Annotated in this window: 15 protein-coding genes; 11 read left to right on the top strand and 4 right to left on the bottom strand. The window is 71.3% G+C overall.

Going from position 1 to position 15083, the window contains the following annotated elements; genetic code table 11:
• Positions 1-78 precede the first annotated feature (78 nt).
• A complete protein-coding gene (locus ABEA30_RS03445) occupies positions 79-678 on the bottom strand; it encodes a hypothetical protein (RefSeq protein WP_345579026.1) in 600 nt (199 codons plus the stop codon).
• A 72-nt stretch (positions 679-750) separates the two neighbouring features.
• Between ABEA30_RS03445 and ABEA30_RS03440 the strand changes: the two genes are divergently transcribed.
• The 3 genes from ABEA30_RS03440 to ABEA30_RS03430 are packed head-to-tail and all read left to right on the top strand — an operon-like array spanning position 751 to position 2807.
• Positions 751-1332 carry a TetR family transcriptional regulator gene (locus ABEA30_RS03440; protein ID WP_345579025.1) on the top strand — a complete coding sequence of 194 codons (582 nt, stop codon included), beginning with the start codon at positions 751-753 and terminating at the stop codon, positions 1330-1332.
• A 5-nt stretch (positions 1333-1337) separates the two neighbouring features.
• The gene (locus ABEA30_RS03435) at positions 1338-1688 is read left to right on the top strand and encodes a hypothetical protein (protein WP_345579023.1); all 351 of its coding nucleotides are present in this window, start codon (positions 1338-1340) and stop codon (positions 1686-1688) included.
• A 48-nt stretch (positions 1689-1736) separates the two neighbouring features.
• Complete coding sequence (locus ABEA30_RS03430; RefSeq protein ID WP_345579020.1) at positions 1737-2807, top strand: cytochrome P450; 1071 nt, start codon at positions 1737-1739, stop codon at positions 2805-2807.
• Here the strand turns inward: ABEA30_RS03430 and ABEA30_RS03425 are convergent.
• On the bottom strand, positions 2800-3690 hold the full coding sequence (locus tag ABEA30_RS03425) for a hypothetical protein (RefSeq protein WP_345579017.1): 891 nt from the start codon (positions 3688-3690) through the stop codon (positions 2800-2802). The genes ABEA30_RS03430 and ABEA30_RS03425 overlap by 8 nt on opposite strands.
• Positions 3691-3778: 88 nt before the next feature.
• Between ABEA30_RS03425 and argC the strand changes: the two genes are divergently transcribed.
• The 8 genes from argC (at position 3779) to tyrS (ending at position 13191) form a co-directional block, all read left to right on the top strand.
• Positions 3779-4810: an N-acetyl-gamma-glutamyl-phosphate reductase gene (argC, locus tag ABEA30_RS03420; protein ID WP_345579014.1), complete on the top strand. Its 1032-nt coding sequence runs from the start codon at positions 3779-3781 to the stop codon at positions 4808-4810.
• The gene (gene argJ / locus ABEA30_RS03415) at positions 4807-5958 is read left to right on the top strand and encodes a bifunctional glutamate N-acetyltransferase/amino-acid acetyltransferase ArgJ (protein WP_345579011.1); all 1152 of its coding nucleotides are present in this window, start codon (positions 4807-4809) and stop codon (positions 5956-5958) included. Before argC ends, argJ begins: the two co-directional genes overlap by 4 nt.
• A 3-nt stretch (positions 5959-5961) precedes the next feature.
• Positions 5962-6873: an acetylglutamate kinase gene (argB, locus tag ABEA30_RS03410; RefSeq protein ID WP_345579220.1), complete on the top strand. Its 912-nt coding sequence runs from the start codon at positions 5962-5964 to the stop codon at positions 6871-6873.
• On the top strand, positions 6873-8060 hold the full coding sequence (locus tag ABEA30_RS03405) for an acetylornithine transaminase (protein ID WP_345579008.1): 1188 nt from the start codon (positions 6873-6875) through the stop codon (positions 8058-8060). Before argB ends, ABEA30_RS03405 begins: the two co-directional genes overlap by 1 nt.
• A complete protein-coding gene (locus tag ABEA30_RS03400) occupies positions 8053-8544 on the top strand; it encodes an arginine repressor (RefSeq protein ID WP_345579006.1) in 492 nt (163 codons plus the stop codon). The genes ABEA30_RS03405 and ABEA30_RS03400 overlap by 8 nt, the downstream gene beginning before the upstream one ends.
• Positions 8545-8600: 56 nt before the next feature.
• On the top strand, positions 8601-9944 hold the full coding sequence (gene argH / locus ABEA30_RS03395; RefSeq protein ID WP_386086351.1) for an argininosuccinate lyase: 1344 nt from the start codon (positions 8601-8603) through the stop codon (positions 9942-9944).
• A gap of 486 nt (positions 9945-10430) precedes the next feature.
• Positions 10431-11918, top strand: coding sequence for a carboxyl transferase domain-containing protein (locus ABEA30_RS03390; RefSeq protein WP_345579001.1), 1488 nt, complete (start codon positions 10431-10433; stop codon positions 11916-11918).
• A gap of 16 nt (positions 11919-11934) precedes the next feature.
• On the top strand, positions 11935-13191 hold the full coding sequence (tyrS, locus tag ABEA30_RS03385) for a tyrosine--tRNA ligase (protein WP_345578998.1): 1257 nt from the start codon (positions 11935-11937) through the stop codon (positions 13189-13191).
• A 23-nt stretch (positions 13192-13214) separates the two neighbouring features.
• Here the strand turns inward: tyrS and ABEA30_RS03380 are convergent, their stop codons facing one another.
• Positions 13215-14417: a CapA family protein gene (locus tag ABEA30_RS03380; RefSeq protein ID WP_345578995.1), complete on the bottom strand. Its 1203-nt coding sequence runs from the start codon at positions 14415-14417 to the stop codon at positions 13215-13217.
• A gap of 409 nt (positions 14418-14826) precedes the next feature.
• Positions 14827-15083, bottom strand: a 257-nt coding sequence (locus tag ABEA30_RS03375) for a hypothetical protein (RefSeq protein WP_345578993.1), incomplete at its 5' end; no start/stop codon positions are given.

The following is a 15083-nucleotide window of genomic DNA, read 5'->3' as shown; positions in this document are numbered from 1 at the left end:
CGCTCGTAGCGGCTTAAAGTGGAGCCCGGGGTTACCGCGGCCCGGCATCTACCGAGTGTAACGGACTGAGCCCGGGGCTCAAGTCAGTTGACCCGCCCGCCACAACTTCGCCTCCACGGTGAACTCCTCGGCCAGGGTGGCGTACCCGACCGCACGGCGGGGGTGGTCGTCCGAGGGGGTCGCGAGCTCAGAGGCGCCGGCGGACATGACGCGACTGAACGCCGACGCCCGCTCCAGCGCGACGGCGAAGTCGCCGGTGAAGGCGCCCCGCAGGATCTGGTTTGCGAGCTCGACCACCTCGTGGGGCGTGGGCGCGTGCGGCGAGCCGGCGATCGCCTGGTTCACGCCGTCGACCTCCGCGCCGCGCTTGAAGATGCGGCCCGCGTCGTCGGGATTGCCGGCCACCGTGTGCCGCACGAGGTAGAGCCGCCACAGCGCGCCCGGCAGCGACTCCGGCGAGGCGTCGGCCCACAGCTCGGCCACGTCGTCGATCCCGTGCTCGTCGGCGTACGTGATCAGGCGATCGACGATGTGCGGGTCCGGCGCCGTGCGGACCCTGTGCAGCAGGGCAGCCGCGGTGTCGTGGGCGAGGCCGCCGAGTTCCGCGGGGTCGCCCGACCCCTGCAGTGCCTCGAGGACATCGCCGGGGCGTCTCACTGGCTTGTGGTACTCACGCATGCCCCCAGCGTATGCCGCCCAGTAGGGTGGGCGGGTGACATCTCCGGCCGGGCCGGACGGGAAAGGGGACTCGTGGCGCTGAGCAGGGCAGCCATCGTCGACGCGGGGTTGACCATCCTCGACGAGTACGGGCTGGGCGACCTCAGCATGCGCCGGGTCGCCGATGCGCTCGGCGTGCAGGCCGGTGCGCTCTACTACCACGTGCCCAACAAGCAGTCGCTGCTCGCGGCCATCGCCGACCAGATCCTCTCGTCGCTGCCCACGCTGCCAGAGCGTGTCACCTCCGACGACGGAGGCCCGGGGCGCGTCGAGGGCACGCAGCGCCACCTGACCAGTTGGGCCCACGACCTGCGCGCGGCCCTCCTGACGCACCGCGACGCGGCGGAGCTCGTCGCGTCCTCCCACGCGCTGGGCCTCGGCTCCGTCGACCCCACCGCCGAGGGCCGTGACCTCCTCGCCCGCACCGGGCACCCCGAGCCAGAAGCCACCGTCGCCGCGCTGCTCCACCTGGTGCTGGGACACGTCGTCGAGGAGCAGACGAGGGCGCAGATGCACGCGCTCGGAGTCGTCGAACACTTCGACCCGGCCCTGGCGGAGCGCCATTTCCGGGTCGGGGTGGCGACGTTCGTCCGGGGCGTCGCGGCAGTAGGGTAAGGGCCATGAACGGACAGCGACGTCGTTCCCGGCCAGCGCTCTGGATCGCGGTGGTCGGGCTCGTGTGTGCCCTCGCCGCCTGCACCGACACGGTCACCGTGAGCCCCTCCACGTATTCCGGCAAGCCGGATTCGCAGGCCCTGACGCTGCACGTCGACGCCTCGGCCGGTGACACCATCGCCGAGGCGAAGGTCGCCGAGGAGGACGACGAGCGCGTCGTGATCGAGGTCCTGCTCGACGAGAGCGAGCGCGAGAGCGACGACCCGGCCACGCTGGAGGCCACGGTGGCGTTGGACCGGGTGCTCGGCACGCGCGAGGTCGTCGACACCGAGGGCCGCGCCATCCCGCAGGCCTGAGTCACCCCCACCTCCGCGCGGTTCTTCCAATCCGCTAGTGTCAAACCCATGAGTGCTTACCCCGACGGCGACACCATCCGGGTCACCGGTCACGCCGAGGCCCTCGCCGTGGTGCAGGACCCCGAGACCTTCTCCAGCAAGGTGTCGAGGTTCCTGCAAGTGCCCAACGGCCTCGACGGCGAGGAGCACGCCGCCTTCAGGCGGGCGCTCGACCCCTACTTCAGCGACGAGCGCATGGCCGCGCTCGAGGGGCCCGTGCGCCAGGTGGCACGACGGGCCGTGGCGCAGGTGCCGATGGGTGAGCCGTTCGAGGTCGTCGAGGGACTGGGCGTCCAGTTCGCCGTCGACGCGATGCTGGTCTGGCTCGGCTGGTCCCAGGACCTCCGGCAGGAGCTCATCGACTGGGTGGGGGAGAACGCCAACGCCACCCGTTCGGGGGACCTCGAGCGCACCACGGAGGTGGCGCAGTGGTTCGACGACATCATCGGCCGCGTCGTCGACCCCCGGGCCGCGCACTTCAGCGACCCCGCCCGGGACGTCACCGACGAACTGATCCGCCAGGAGGTGGACGGCCGCCAGTTGACCCGCCCCGAGATCATCTCGATCCTGCGCAACTGGACCGGTGGTGACCTCGGGTCGCTGGCCCTGTGCGCCGGTGTCGTGCTCCACCAGATCGCAGCCAGCCCCGCCGTCGAGTCCGACGTCCGGGCGCGCCGCGCGGACCCTGCCGCGCTCGGGGCGGCCATCGACGAACTCCTGCGCATCGACGACCCGTTCGTCAGCAACCGGCGCGTCGCCACCCGGGACGGCAACGTGGGCGGCTGCCCCGTCGCGCACGGCCAGCGCCTCGTCGTCGACTGGACGGAGGCCAACCGGGACCCGGCGCGCTTCCCGAACCCGGACCGCTATGAACCGGAGGCCAACGCCGGCGGGAACCTGGTGTACGGCGCCGGCCCCCACGTGTGCCCGGGCCGCCCGCTGGCGACGCTCGAACTACGGATCCTGCTCGAGGAGGTCCTCGACGCCACGCAGGACCTGGCGCTGCCCGCTGACCAGCCGGGGGTGCGCGCCGAGCGCCCGCTCGGTGGGTGGTCCAGCAAGCCGCTGGTCTTCAGCTAGCCCGCCGGGTCGCCCCTGCGATCAGGAGCGCGACGATGGCCACCCCGATGGCCCCGTATGCCACGTACAGGGCGGGCTGCGTGAAGTCCAGGAACTCCCGCGTGCCACCCTCCACGATGCGCGTGCGGATGGCGGCGGCCAGGGAGTCGCCGCCCGGGAGGGACACGGCCTCGACGGAGGTGCGCCCGAACCACAGGCCCACCGCCGCCACGATCCCCGCCAACAGCAGCGCCACCCAGCGGCCGTGGCGGGAGCCGATGAGCAGCGCGATCACCGACAGGGCCGCCGCCCCCACGTACAGGAACGGCCAGTTCCGGGCCGCGCCCACGCCGTCGGCCACCGACTGCGTGACGGATTCGGACGGCTGGCCCAGCGGCAGGCGCACCTCCCCGAACTGCAGTTGCTGCACGTAGGGGTGCAGGCCCTCCGACGAGGCCTCCTGGAGCTTGGCCTTGCCCAGGTCGACGAACGGCGTGAGGTCGAACCAGATCGTGGGCGCCTCGAGGGTCTCGTCGTCGCGCACCTCGTCCAACGCGGCGACGTAGGCCACCCGCGAGCGGTTGATGGACTCGTTCCAGGCCCGCTGGACGCCGGGGTCCGCCAGGGCGGCGTCCACCGCCGTCGTGACCACCTGTGCGATCTGCTCGCCCACCAGCGGCAGCTCGCGCAGGTCTGCGGGCATCGCCTGCAACGCCTCGGCGCTCAAGGTGCTGGACAGTTCGGTGCCGACGCGGTCGTCGCCTGCGAGTGGGCCGACGATGCGCTGCAGCGGTGCCGGCGTGCGGGCCAACCGGTCCAGGAAGTGGGCGCCCATGCCGCCGAACCCCAGCGCCACGGCGACCAGCAGCAGCGTGAACGCGATGAACGAGCGCATGAAACCCATGCGGGCAAGCGTAGACCGCGCCCCGGACCGTTCCCGCGCGGATGAGACCGGTTCGCATATCTATTCGATGTATGGAATAGTTTCCGCCATGACGTATTCAGTGGCGGTGGCCGGGTGCACCGGCTACGCGGGCGGGGAACTGCTGAGGCTCCTCCTGCAACATCCGGACGTGACGATCGGCGCGCTCACGGGCAACTCCAGTGTGGGGGACAGCCTGGGCCTGCACCAGCCCCATCTCGCGCCCCTGGCCGACCGCATCGTGGTGCCCACCACCGCCGAGGAACTGGCCGGCCACGACGTCGTCTTCCTTGCGCTGCCGCACGGCACGTCCGCCGCGATCGCCGAACAGCTCGGTGACGACGTGCTGATCGTGGACGCGGGTGCGGACTTCCGGCTGAAGGAGGCCGGGCAGTGGGAGAAGTTCTACGGCTCGCCCCACGCCGGCACCTGGCCGTACGGATTGCCCGAACTCCCCGGGGCGCGTGCTGCCATCGCCGGCAGCAAGCGCGTCGCGGTCCCCGGCTGCTACCCGACGGCCACCACGCTCGCGCTGCTGCCAGCCGTCGCCGCAGGCCTGGTCGACGCGTCCCAGATCAGCGTCGTGGCGGCCTCGGGCCTCTCCGGCGCCGGGAAGTCGCTCAAGCCGAACCTGCTCGGTTCGGAGGCCATGGGCAACATGAGCCCCTATGGCGTCGGCGGGATGCACCGGCACACCCCGGAGATCGTGCAGAACCTCTCGGGCGTGACCGACGCCCCCGTCAACGTGAGCTTCACGCCGCTGCTGGCGCCCATGCCGCGCGGCATCCTGGCCACCTGCTCGGCGCCCGTCGCGGAGGGAGTGACCACTGCAGCGGCACGGGAGGCCTACGCGTCCCACTACGAGGGCGAGCCCTTCGTCGACCTGCTGCCCGAGGGCGTGTGGCCGCAGACCGCCGCCGTCGTCGGGTCCAACCGCGTCACCGTGCAGGTCGTGGTCGACGAGACGGCCGGGCGCCTGATCGCCATCTCCGCCATCGACAACCTCACCAAGGGCACCGCCGGCGGCGCCGTCCAGTCCATGAACCTGGCGCTCGGCCTGCCCGAGACCACCGGCCTCAGCGCGGTGGGGGTGGCGCCGTGAGCGTCACCCTCCCCAAGGGCTTCACCGCCGCCGGCACCACCGCCGGCCTGAAGCCGTCCGGAAAGCCGGATGTCGCCGTGGTGCACAACACCGGCCCGTCCGTGGCCGCTGGCGCCGTCTTCACCACCAACCGCGTGTTCGCGGCACCGGTCAAGTGGTCGCGGCAGGCGGTGGCCGACGGCCAACTGCAGGCCATCGTGCTGAACTCGGGCGGGGCCAACGCCTGCACCGGCGCGGCCGGCTACAAGGACTCCGCCGCCACCGCTGCCCGGGTCGCCGACAGGCTCGGCCTCATCATCGACAACGTCGCCGTGTGCTCCACCGGCCTCATCGGCGTCCGTCTGCCCATGGACAAGCTCCTGCCGGGTGTCGACGCCGCCTGCGCGGGCCTCAGCCCCGACGGGGGAGCGGACGCCGCGGCCGCGATCATGACCACCGACACCGTCCCCAAGCAGGCCGGCACCACCGTCGGCGAGTGGTCGATCGGTGGCATGGCCAAGGGTGCGGGCATGCTCGCGCCCGGCCTGGCCACCATGCTGGTGGTGCTCACCACCGACGCCGACCTCACGGCCCAGGAACTGGACGCGGCGCTGCGCGAGGCCACCCGGCTGACGTTCGACCGGGCGGATTCCGACGGCTGCATGTCCACCAACGACACCGTGACGCTCATGGCCTCCGGCGCGTCCGGTGTGCGGCCGGAGGCGGGGGCCTTCACCGCGGCCCTCGTCGACGTCTGCCAGGACCTGGCCCGCCAGCTCATCGCCGACGCGGAGGGCGCGCACCACGAGATCGCCATCGAGGTGACCGGCGCGGCCTCCGAGCGCGACGCCGAGACCGTGGGCCGCGAGATCGCGCGGTCCAACCTGTTCAAGTGCGCCATCTTCGGCGGTGACCCCAACTGGGGCCGCGTGCTGTCGGCCATCGGCGTCACCGACGCCGCGTTCGATGCCGACGACCTCGACGTCTCGTTCAACGGCGTGATGGTGTGCCGCGGCGGGCAGATCGGAGAGGACAGGGCGCTCGTCGACCTCTCCGGCCGTCACGTGCGCGTCACCGTGGACCTGCACGCGGGCCGCGCGTCGGCCACCATCCTCACCAACGACCTCACGTACGACTACGTGAAGGAGAACGCGGAGTACTCGACCTAGATGATGACCAGGACCCAGACCCACCAGCAGCCGGAACTCATCGCCAAGGCGGCCACCCTCATCGAGGCCCTGCCGTGGCTGGCCGAGTACGCCGGCAAGACCGTCGTGATCAAGTACGGCGGCAACGCCATGACCGACGAGAACCTGAAGCGTGCGTTCGCCGAGGACATCGTGTTCCTGCGCCGCGTCGGCGTGAAGCCCGTCGTCGTGCACGGCGGCGGCCCGCAGATCTCGTCGATGCTCGACAAGCTCGACATCGCCTCGGAGTTCCGCGGGGGCCTGCGCGTCACCACGCCGGAGGCGATGGACGTCGTCCGGATGGTGCTCGTCGGGCAGGTGGGCCGGGAGCTGGTGAACCTGATCAACCAGCACGGCCCGTTCGCCGTCGGCATGTCCGGCGAGGACGGTGGCCTCTTCACCGCGAAGCGCCGCGGGCTGGTCGTCGACGACGAGGAGATCGACCTGGGGCTGGTGGGCGACGTCGAGGCGGTGGACCCTGCCGCCATCAACGACCTCATCGACGCCGGCCGGATCCCCGTCGTGGCGACCGTGGCACCCGATGCCGACGGCCAGGTCCACAACGTCAACGGCGACACCGCCGCCGCCGCGCTGGCCGTCGCGCTGGGCGCCAAGCGCCTCGTGATGCTCACCAACGTCGCGGGCGTCTACGCCAACTACCCCGACGAGTCCTCGATCATCACCCAGATCACCACAGACGAGGTGCGCGGCATGCTGCCCAGCCTCGACGCGGGCATGATCCCGAAGATGGAGGCCTGCGTGCGGGCCGTCGACGGTGGGGTCACCTCCGCGACCGTGCTCGACGGCCGCGTCCCGCACTGCCTGCTGCTCGAGATCTTCACCGACGAGGGCGTCGGCACCATGGTCACCAACCCACTCCCGGAGGGACGCAACTGATGACGCAACAAGAGCTCCAGGCGCGGTACGGCGCGGTCATGATGAACGCCTTCGGCGCCCCCAAGCGTGTCTTCGAGCGCGGCGAGGGCGTGCACCTGTGGGACGCCGACGGCAAGCAGTACCTCGACCTGCTCTCGGGGCTGGCCGTCAACGCACTCGGCCACGCCCACCCCGGAGTGACCGAGGCGATCACGGCGCAGCTGGGCCGCCTGGGCCACGTGTCGAACTTCTTCGCCAGCGAGCCGCAGGTCCGGCTCGCCGAGCGGTTGGCCGCCCTGGTCGGCGACCCCGCGGCCAAGGTGTTCTTCACCAACTCGGGCACCGAGGCCAACGAGGCCGCGTTCAAGCTGACGCGCCTCACCGGGCGCACGCGGATCGTCGCCATGGAGGGCGCCTTCCACGGCCGCACCATGGGGGCGCTGGCCATCACCGCCAACGCCAAGTACCGCGAGCCGTTCGCCCCGTTGCCGGGCGAGGTCACGTTCGTGCCGTACGGCGACGTCGACGCGCTCCGCTCCGCGGTCGACGACACGGTGGCCGCCGTCGTCGTCGAGGCGGTGCAGGGCGAGAACGGCGTGGTGCCGGCGCCGGAGGGATACCTCGCCGAGGTGCGCGAGGTCACGCGGGCGCACGGCGCGCTGATGTGGGTCGACGAGGTGCAGACCGGGCTCGGGCGGTGCGGGGAGTACCTCGCGCACCTGACGGAGTCCCAGGTCGCCGACCTCATCACCTTCGCCAAGGGCCTCGGCAACGGGTTCCCGATCGGCGCCTGCGTCGCCACCGGCGCTGCGGCCGACCTCCTGCACCCGGGCCAGCACGGCACCACGTTCGGCGGCAACCCGGTGGCGGCGGCCGCCGGCAACGCGGTCCTCGACGCACTCGAGGGCGGCGTGCTCGACGACGCGCGACGCACCGGCGCCTGGCTGGCCGACGCCGTCCGGGCGCTCGACCACCCCGTCGTCAGCGAGGTGCGGGGCCGGGGCATGCTGCTGGGCGTCGTCCTCACGCACGACGCCGCGGCTGGGATCGCCGACGCCGCACTGGAGTCGGGCTTCGTCATCAACGCCCCGCGGCCCAACGTGCTGCGCCTCGCGCCGCCGCTGATCGCGACGCCGGCAGACCTGCAGCCCTTCCTCGACGCGTTCCCGTCGCTGGTCGAAGCCGCGGAGACCTCCTCGCGTGCCTAAGTTGACGCGTGCCGGCCGGCTCGCCACGCTGCGCCAGTTGCTCGCCGAGGCGCGCTACACGTCGCAGGGCGAGCTGATCGACGCGCTGGCTGAGCAGGACATCGTGGTGAGCCAGCCCACGCTGAGCAAGGACCTCCTCGAGCTGGGCGCCGTGCGCCAGCGCGCCGTCGGCGGTGCCCTCGTGTACGCGGCGGCGGCCGAGGAGGGTGAGGATGCCGTGCTCGAGAAGCTGGCGCGGCTGTGCGCCGAACTGCTGCAGTCGATCCGCCATGCGGGCACCCAGATCCTCGTGAAGACGCCGCCCGGTGCGGCGCAGTACTTCGCCTCCTACCTCGACCTCGCCGGCCTCCCCGGCGTGTTGGGTACGATCGCCGGCGACGACACCGTGCTGGTGATCGCCACCGACCCGGAGGCCGCCAACCGAACGGTCGGGACCATCGAAGACATGACCCGTACCGGCAAACCAGCAAAGGAAGATTCGTGAGCACTGATCAGGGACGACTCTGGGGCGGCCGATTCGAGGGTGGGCCCGCCGACGCGATGTTCGCGCTGAGCAAGTCGACCCAGTTCGACTGGCGGCTCGCGCTGCACGACATCGCCGGCTCCCGCGCCCACGCGAAGGCGCTGCGGGCGGCGGGGCTCCTGACCGACGGCCAGGCTGCGGCCATGGACGAGGGCCTTGCGGAGTTGGCGCGTCGCGTCGAGGCGGGGGAGTTGCTGCCGGCCGACAGCGACGAGGACGTCCACGGTGCGCTCGAACGCGGCCTCAAGGACATCGTCGGGCCGGACCTGGGTGGCCGCATCCGCGCCGGACGCTCGCGCAACGACCAGATCGCCACCCTGATCCGGTCCTACCTGCGCGAGGAGATCCGCCTCATCGCGCAGGACGTCGACGGCGTGCTCACCGCGCTGGCCAGCCAGGCGGAGAAGTACCTGGGCGCCGTCATGCCCGGCCGCACCCACCTGCAGTCGGCGCAGCCCATCCTGCTCAGCCACCACCTCCTGGCGCACGCCTGGCCGCTGGTGCGTGACGTGCAGCGCCTCCACGACCTCGACGAGCGGCTCGCGGTCAGCCCCTACGGCTCCGCCGCACTGGCGGGCACTTCGCTGGGGCTGAGCCCCGAGCTCGTGGCGGCGGATCTGGGCTTCGCCTCGTCGGTGCCCAACTCGATCGACGGCACCGCGTCCCGCGACCTCATCGCCGAGGCTGCGTTCGTGCTGGCCCAGATCGGCGTGGACCTGTCGCGCCTGTCCGAGGACGTCATCTTGTGGTGCACCGCCGAGTTCGGCTTCGCGACGCTCGACGACGCGTGGTCCACCGGCAGCTCGATCATGCCGCAGAAGAAGAACCCCGACGTCGCCGAACTGGCCCGCGGCAAGGCCGGCCGCCTCATCGGCAACCTCACGGGCCTCATGGCCACGCTCAAGGGCCTGCCGCTGGCCTACAACCGTGACCTCCAGGAGGACAAGGAGCCGATCTTCGACGGCATCGACCAGTTGCACGTGCTGATCCCCGCCGTCGCCGGCATGGTCGGCACGCTGACGTTCCACCCGGAACGCATGGCCGAAGTCGCCCCGAAGGGATTCTCGCTGGCCACCGACGTGGCAGACCACCTGGTGCGCAGCGGCGTGCCGTTCGCCGTGGCGCACGAAGTCGCCGGCGAGACCGTGCGCTACTGCGAGGCGAAGGGCATCACGCTGCAGGACCTCGAGGCGGCGGACCTGCCGGAGATCTCCGAGCACCTCGACGGTGGAGTGCTCGACGTGCTGACCGTCGAGGGGTCTGTCGCCTCCCGCGATGGCCGGGGCGGCACCGCCCCCGTGCGCGTGACCGAACAGCTCGCGGAGCTCCGCGCCGCCCAGGCGTCGCTCGCCGGCTTCTGACCAGACACCTGGCCCTCGGCCCGGCCCGTGCCACGTCGAAAGCGGCTGGTTCCGCAGGGTCTGATGGGGGCCCTCCCCGCCCATGCCGAAGACCGGTCCCTGAGCCGGGCGCAGCGCCCGGTCGAAGGGCCCTGGGCTTCCTGGGTTGCTGCTGTTGCGCCGGTCTTCGACAACGCCCGCCTAACCCTGTCGGGCCCCCATCAGCCCCTGCTCAAGGCCCGGCCCCGTCTGGGGTCCGGGCCGATCCCGTGCTCGCCGTGGGTTGCCGGAGCGTCCGGCGACGGGGTACCGATCTGTTGCTCGCCGGGTCCGGGCAACGGCTACCTGGGTGCGGGTCGGGTCCGCCTCACGCACTTGCATCCCCCGCCACCGGCCACTCCTGTGAGCTGACGGTCGTCCGCGCAGGGGTCGCAGGTTGAGCCTGCCACGCCCACGGGGCCGTTGAACCTCCACTAACCTGAGCCCAACGCCGTCGGAGGAGCAGCAATGGCGCGTCTCAGTGTGGACCAGGTCATCACCACCCTCCTCGACGACGGCTCCGTCCGGCCGTGGCACGAGCGTGTCCCTGACCCACCGGTCGTCGAGCAGTACCGCCCCGAGCTGGAGGCGGCGCGGGCCAGGACCGGCCGGGACGAGTCGGTCGTCGCCTGCGAGGGGACCATCAACGGACGGCGGGTCGCGCTCGTGGCCGGCGACCCCGCGTTCCTGGGCGGGTCCATCGGAGTCGCGGCCGGCGAGATCCTCACCCGCGCGATCGAGCGTGCGACCGCGGAACGGCTTCCCATCGTCGCCCTCCCCGTGGGTGGCGGCACTCGGATGCAGGAGGGCACCGTCGCGTTCCTCCAGATGGTCAAGATCACCGGCGCCGTCATGGCGCACAAGGACGAGCACCTCCCATACCTCGTCTACCTTCGCAACCCGACGATGGGCGGCGTCTTCGCGTCCTGGGGTTCGCTCGGCCACGTGACGCTCGCCGAACCGGGCGCCCTCGTCGGCTTCCTCGGGCCGCGGGTCTACGAGGCGCTGTACGGCGCGCCGTTCCCGGCGGGGGTGCAGCTCTCGGACAACCTCGCGGAGCGCGGGGTGATCGACGCGGTGTGCGACGTCTCCGAGGTGGCCGGGGCGTTCGACCGGCTGCTGACCGTCGTCGGCCAGCGGGTCGCGTCCATCCCGGCGGCCCCACCCGGCACGTTCGACCTGCCCGACGTCCCCGCCTGGGAGTCGGTGGCCCGCACGCGCCGCGACGACAGGCCCGGCCTGCGGGACCTGCTCGAGGTCGCCGCCTCCGACGTCACCATGCTCAACGGCACGGGCGACGGCGAATCCCACCCCGGCTCCGTGCTGGCGCTGGCGCGGTGGGACGACGCGCCCTGCGTCATCGTGGGCCAGGACCGCCACGACCAGGGCCGGCCACTGGACCCGGCCGCGCTCCGCGAGGTCCGACGGGGCATCAGGCTCGCCCGCGAACTCAAGCTGCCCCTGATCTCGGTCATCGACACCCCGGGGGCCGCGCTGTCGAAGGAAGCGGAGGAACGGGGCCTGGCGTCCGAGATCGCCCGCACCCTGAGCGAACTGCTCACCCTGCCCAGTCCCACGGTGAGCCTGCTGATGGGGCAGGGGACGGGCGGCATCGCGCTTGCATTGACTCCAGCAGACCGAGTGGTGGCCGCGCAGCACGCGTGGCTCGCCCCGTTGCCGCCGGAGGGTGCCTCCGCGATCGTCCATCGTGACGTCGAGCATGCTGCGGAGATGGCCAGGGCGCAGGGCGTGCGCGCGGCCGACCTCGTGGCTGCCGGCATCGTCGACCTCGTCATCGAGGAGCCGGACGACCCGGCGGCCGACCGCGAGGAGTTCTGCCGCCGGCTGGGCCGCGCACTGCACGACGAGGTCGCCCGGGCCGTGACCATGCCCGGCCGTGACCGCCGCGCGATCCGCCGTCGCCGGTACCGGAGGCTCGGCAACCCCGGGGCCTGACGCTACGATGGCCCACGTGAATGCACTACTTGACGACCTGCGTTGGCGTGGGCTGATCGCCCACTCGACAGATCCGGAGGCGCTCGCGGCGCACCTGGACGCGGGGCCGGTCAAGTTCTATATCGGCTTCGACCCCACGGCGCAGAGCGTGCACACCGGCAACCTGGTGCAGGCGCTGCTGGCCCGCCGCCTACAGGACGCCGGCCACCAGCCGTTCATGCTGGTCGGTGGTGCCACGGGCCTCATCGGTGACCCGAAGGAGTCCGGGGAGCGCGTGATGAACTCCGTGGAGCTCGTGCACGAGTGGGTCGAGAAGATCCGTGCGCAGGTGGGACGCTACGTCAGCTTCGAGGGCCCCAACGCGGCCACGATGGTCAACAACTACGACTGGACCAGCACCATGTCGGTGCTGGACTTCCTCCGCGACGTCGGCAAGCACTTCCCGGTCAACCGGATGCTGGCCCGAGACGTGGTGGCCCGGCGCCTCGAGTCGGGCATCTCCTACACCGAGTTCTCCTACGTGTTGCTGCAGTCGATGGACTTCCGCGAGCTGTATCGGCGCCACGGCGTCACGATGCAGACCGGCGGCTCGGACCAGTGGGGCAACCTCACCGCCGGCGTCGAACTCATCCGCCGGTCGGACCAGGGCAAGGCCCATGCCATGGCCACGCCCCTGCTGACCAAGGCCGACGGCACCAAGTTCGGCAAGACCGAGTCCGGCACCGTCTGGCTCGACGCCGAACTCACCAGCCCGTACGCCTTCCACCAGTTCTTCCTGAACGCGGAGGACTCGAAGGTGGTCGACTACCTCAAGGTGTTCTCGTTCCGCTCCAGGGAGGAGATCGAGGCCCTGGCGCAGGGCGTCGTCGACGCGCCGTTCAAGCGTGAGGCGCAGCGCGCGCTGGCAGACGACGTCACGGACATCGTGCACGGCGTGGCGGAGCGTCAGGCCGCGGTCGCGGCAGGTGCCGCGCTCTTCGGCCGGGGCGAACTGGGGGAGTTGTCGCCCGAGACGCTCTCCAGCGTCGCGGCGGAGGTCGGGGGCGGTGAGCTGGCGCCGGGGTCGACGATCGTCGATGCGATGGTCGCGGCGGGTGTCTCGAGGTCCAAGGGTGAGGCGCGCCGCACCATCGGCGAGGGCGGGGCCTACGTGAACAACGAGAAGGTCGAGGACCCCGACCTGGTGCTCGACGGCGAACGCCTGCTGCACGGCCGGTTCGCCGTCGTCCGGCGCGGCCGCAAGACGGTGGGCATCGCCCGGCTCGGATCCTGAGCCGCCATCCGGGCGCTGCCCCGTCAGCGCTCGGACAGGCCGTCGGCGCCGAGGGCGTACACCACCGCGCGCGTCCGCTCTGCAGAGCGGCGCAGCTCCGCGGCCAACGGCGTGCCCTTGGCGAGTTCGTCAGGGATGAGGTGGACCCGCGCGGGCCTGCTGCCAGACTTCCTGGTGATCATGGTCGGCGCGTACTCGGCCGCAGTGGCCTCGAAGCGTCCGTCGGCCTGCTCGGTGAACGTGAACTGGGCCAGCAGCCCGTCGTAGGTGTACGGCTGGCCCGGGCCGCTGGCCGCGATGAGGTTGCCGGCCCCGAACACCACCCACGTGCCGTTGACCCGGGTGATCGGTTGCACGACGTGCGCGTGCTGGCCGAAGACGAGGTCGACCTCACCCGCCGCCGTCACGGCGTCGGCGAAGGCCGCCTGCTCCGGCGTCACGTCCGAGGAGTACTCCCCTCCTGCGTGCATGTGCACCACGACGATGTCGGCGCCCGCCGCCCTGGCTGCGGCCGCCTGGGCGACGGCCGCCCCTGCGTCGAGGAGGTCGACGGACCAGGGCTTGCCCTCGGGCTTCGGGAGGCCGTTGAGTCCGTAGGTCTGGCTGATCACCGCGACCCTGACGCCGGCTGCAGTGGTGAAGAGCACGGGATGCGATGCCTCCTCGGCGCTCGCGTGGGTCCCTGCCGTGAGGATGCCTGCGGTCCTGTGGACCTCGATCGTGCGGACGAGTCCGTCCCAGCCGGCGTCCAAGGCGTGGTTCGAGGCCGTCGTGCACAGATCCCACCCGGTCGCCTTGATGGCGGGGGCGATCTCCTGGGGGACGGCGAACAGGGGGTAGTTGCGGTAGGGGCCGCCCGGTGGGGCGAACGGAACCTCGGAATGGCAGATCGCCAGGTCCGCCGCCGAGACGTAGGCAGCGACGGAGGAGAGCTGCGGCGCGAAGTCCATCCCCGCGTCCCCGGCTGCCCGGGCGTCGAGCTCGGCGCTGTGCCACAAGCTGTTGTGCCACAGGAGGTCGCCGCTCACGTTGATGGTGACGCTCCGCAGCGGAGTCGGTGTCGGGGGCGAGGGGGGTAGGGGCGTCGCCGTACGCGTCGGGGGTGCGGGGACGGTTGCGGTCGTGGCGGGCGCCGGGGCGGTGACGGGGTTGGCCCCGCCCGAAGCACCGCCACAGGCGGTGAGCAACACGGCGACCACGGCCGCCAGCGACGAAGTGACTCGCATGCCCCCACTGTAGGAAGTGCCGTCGAGTACCCGGGAGGCGGGTCCTCCTCGACGATTTGCCCGCCCAGCGCCAGCCGTGTAAGGTTCCTTGAGCTTCGAGGTGCACCGCACTGGGATCAGGACGGACCCGAGGCCACCACCCACCAACTCACCACCACGGACGAGTGTGCGTTCAGAAGAACCCGCTCAAGGTCTGGGAGATGAGCGCGGGCCCACGACACGGTGATTTGCCGGGTCACGGGTGATCGGGTAGTGTACAGCAGGCCCACTCCGGTGGGACACCAGCACTCAACAGCGGTCGGCCTCCAGGCGGTCAGTTTGACAGCCGAGAGGGAAGTCGAGTAGCCTAGGGAACCGCGAAAGCGGCTCCCTCCGAGCAAAACCCCCAGTCACATGGGATTTGCTCAAGCTACTGAGGCTCCTGGTCAACATCGAGATGATTTGACAGGCCGAGCGCCAGTAAGTAAAGTTGGACGAGCCGCTCAGCGGCAAAACCAAACATCAACCGCACGAGCTGAACGCGGCCCGGATTTGACCGGCCGGCAGCAAGCGAGTAAGGTTGATCGAGTTGCCCCAAGCGGAAATCGCTCTGAATGGAGTGGTGGATGTGCGGGTCGCACCCGAAACTTGAGAACTCAACAGTGTGCTTTAAGTCAATGCCAAATA

It is taken from the genome of Tessaracoccus lubricantis (assembly GCF_039544535.1).
Lineage (GTDB): Bacteria > Actinomycetota > Actinomycetes > Propionibacteriales > Propionibacteriaceae > Arachnia > Arachnia lubricantis.
This window is presented reverse-complemented; position numbering and strand designations above follow the sequence as displayed.

Excerpts from the sequence above, each read along its gene's own strand:
- ABEA30_RS03445 (WP_345579026.1), bottom strand. The coding sequence starts at position 678 with ATGCGTGAGTACCACAAGCCAGTGAGACGCCCCGGCGATGTCCTCGAG.
- ABEA30_RS03435 (WP_345579023.1), top strand. The coding sequence starts at position 1,338 with ATGAACGGACAGCGACGTCGTTCCCGGCCAGCGCTCTGGATCGCGGTG.
- ABEA30_RS03430 (WP_345579020.1), top strand. The coding sequence starts at position 1,737 with ATGAGTGCTTACCCCGACGGCGACACCATCCGGGTCACCGGTCACGCC.
- ABEA30_RS03425 (WP_345579017.1), bottom strand. The coding sequence starts at position 3,690 with ATGGGTTTCATGCGCTCGTTCATCGCGTTCACGCTGCTGCTGGTCGCC.
- argC (WP_345579014.1), top strand. The coding sequence starts at position 3,779 with ATGACGTATTCAGTGGCGGTGGCCGGGTGCACCGGCTACGCGGGCGGG.
- argB (WP_345579220.1), top strand. The coding sequence starts at position 5,962 with ATGACCAGGACCCAGACCCACCAGCAGCCGGAACTCATCGCCAAGGCG.
- ABEA30_RS03405 (WP_345579008.1), top strand. The coding sequence starts at position 6,873 with ATGACGCAACAAGAGCTCCAGGCGCGGTACGGCGCGGTCATGATGAAC.
- argH (WP_386086351.1), top strand. The coding sequence starts at position 8,601 with ATGTTCGCGCTGAGCAAGTCGACCCAGTTCGACTGGCGGCTCGCGCTG.
- ABEA30_RS03390 (WP_345579001.1), top strand. The coding sequence starts at position 10,431 with ATGGCGCGTCTCAGTGTGGACCAGGTCATCACCACCCTCCTCGACGAC.
- ABEA30_RS03380 (WP_345578995.1), bottom strand. The coding sequence starts at position 14,417 with ATGCGAGTCACTTCGTCGCTGGCGGCCGTGGTCGCCGTGTTGCTCACC.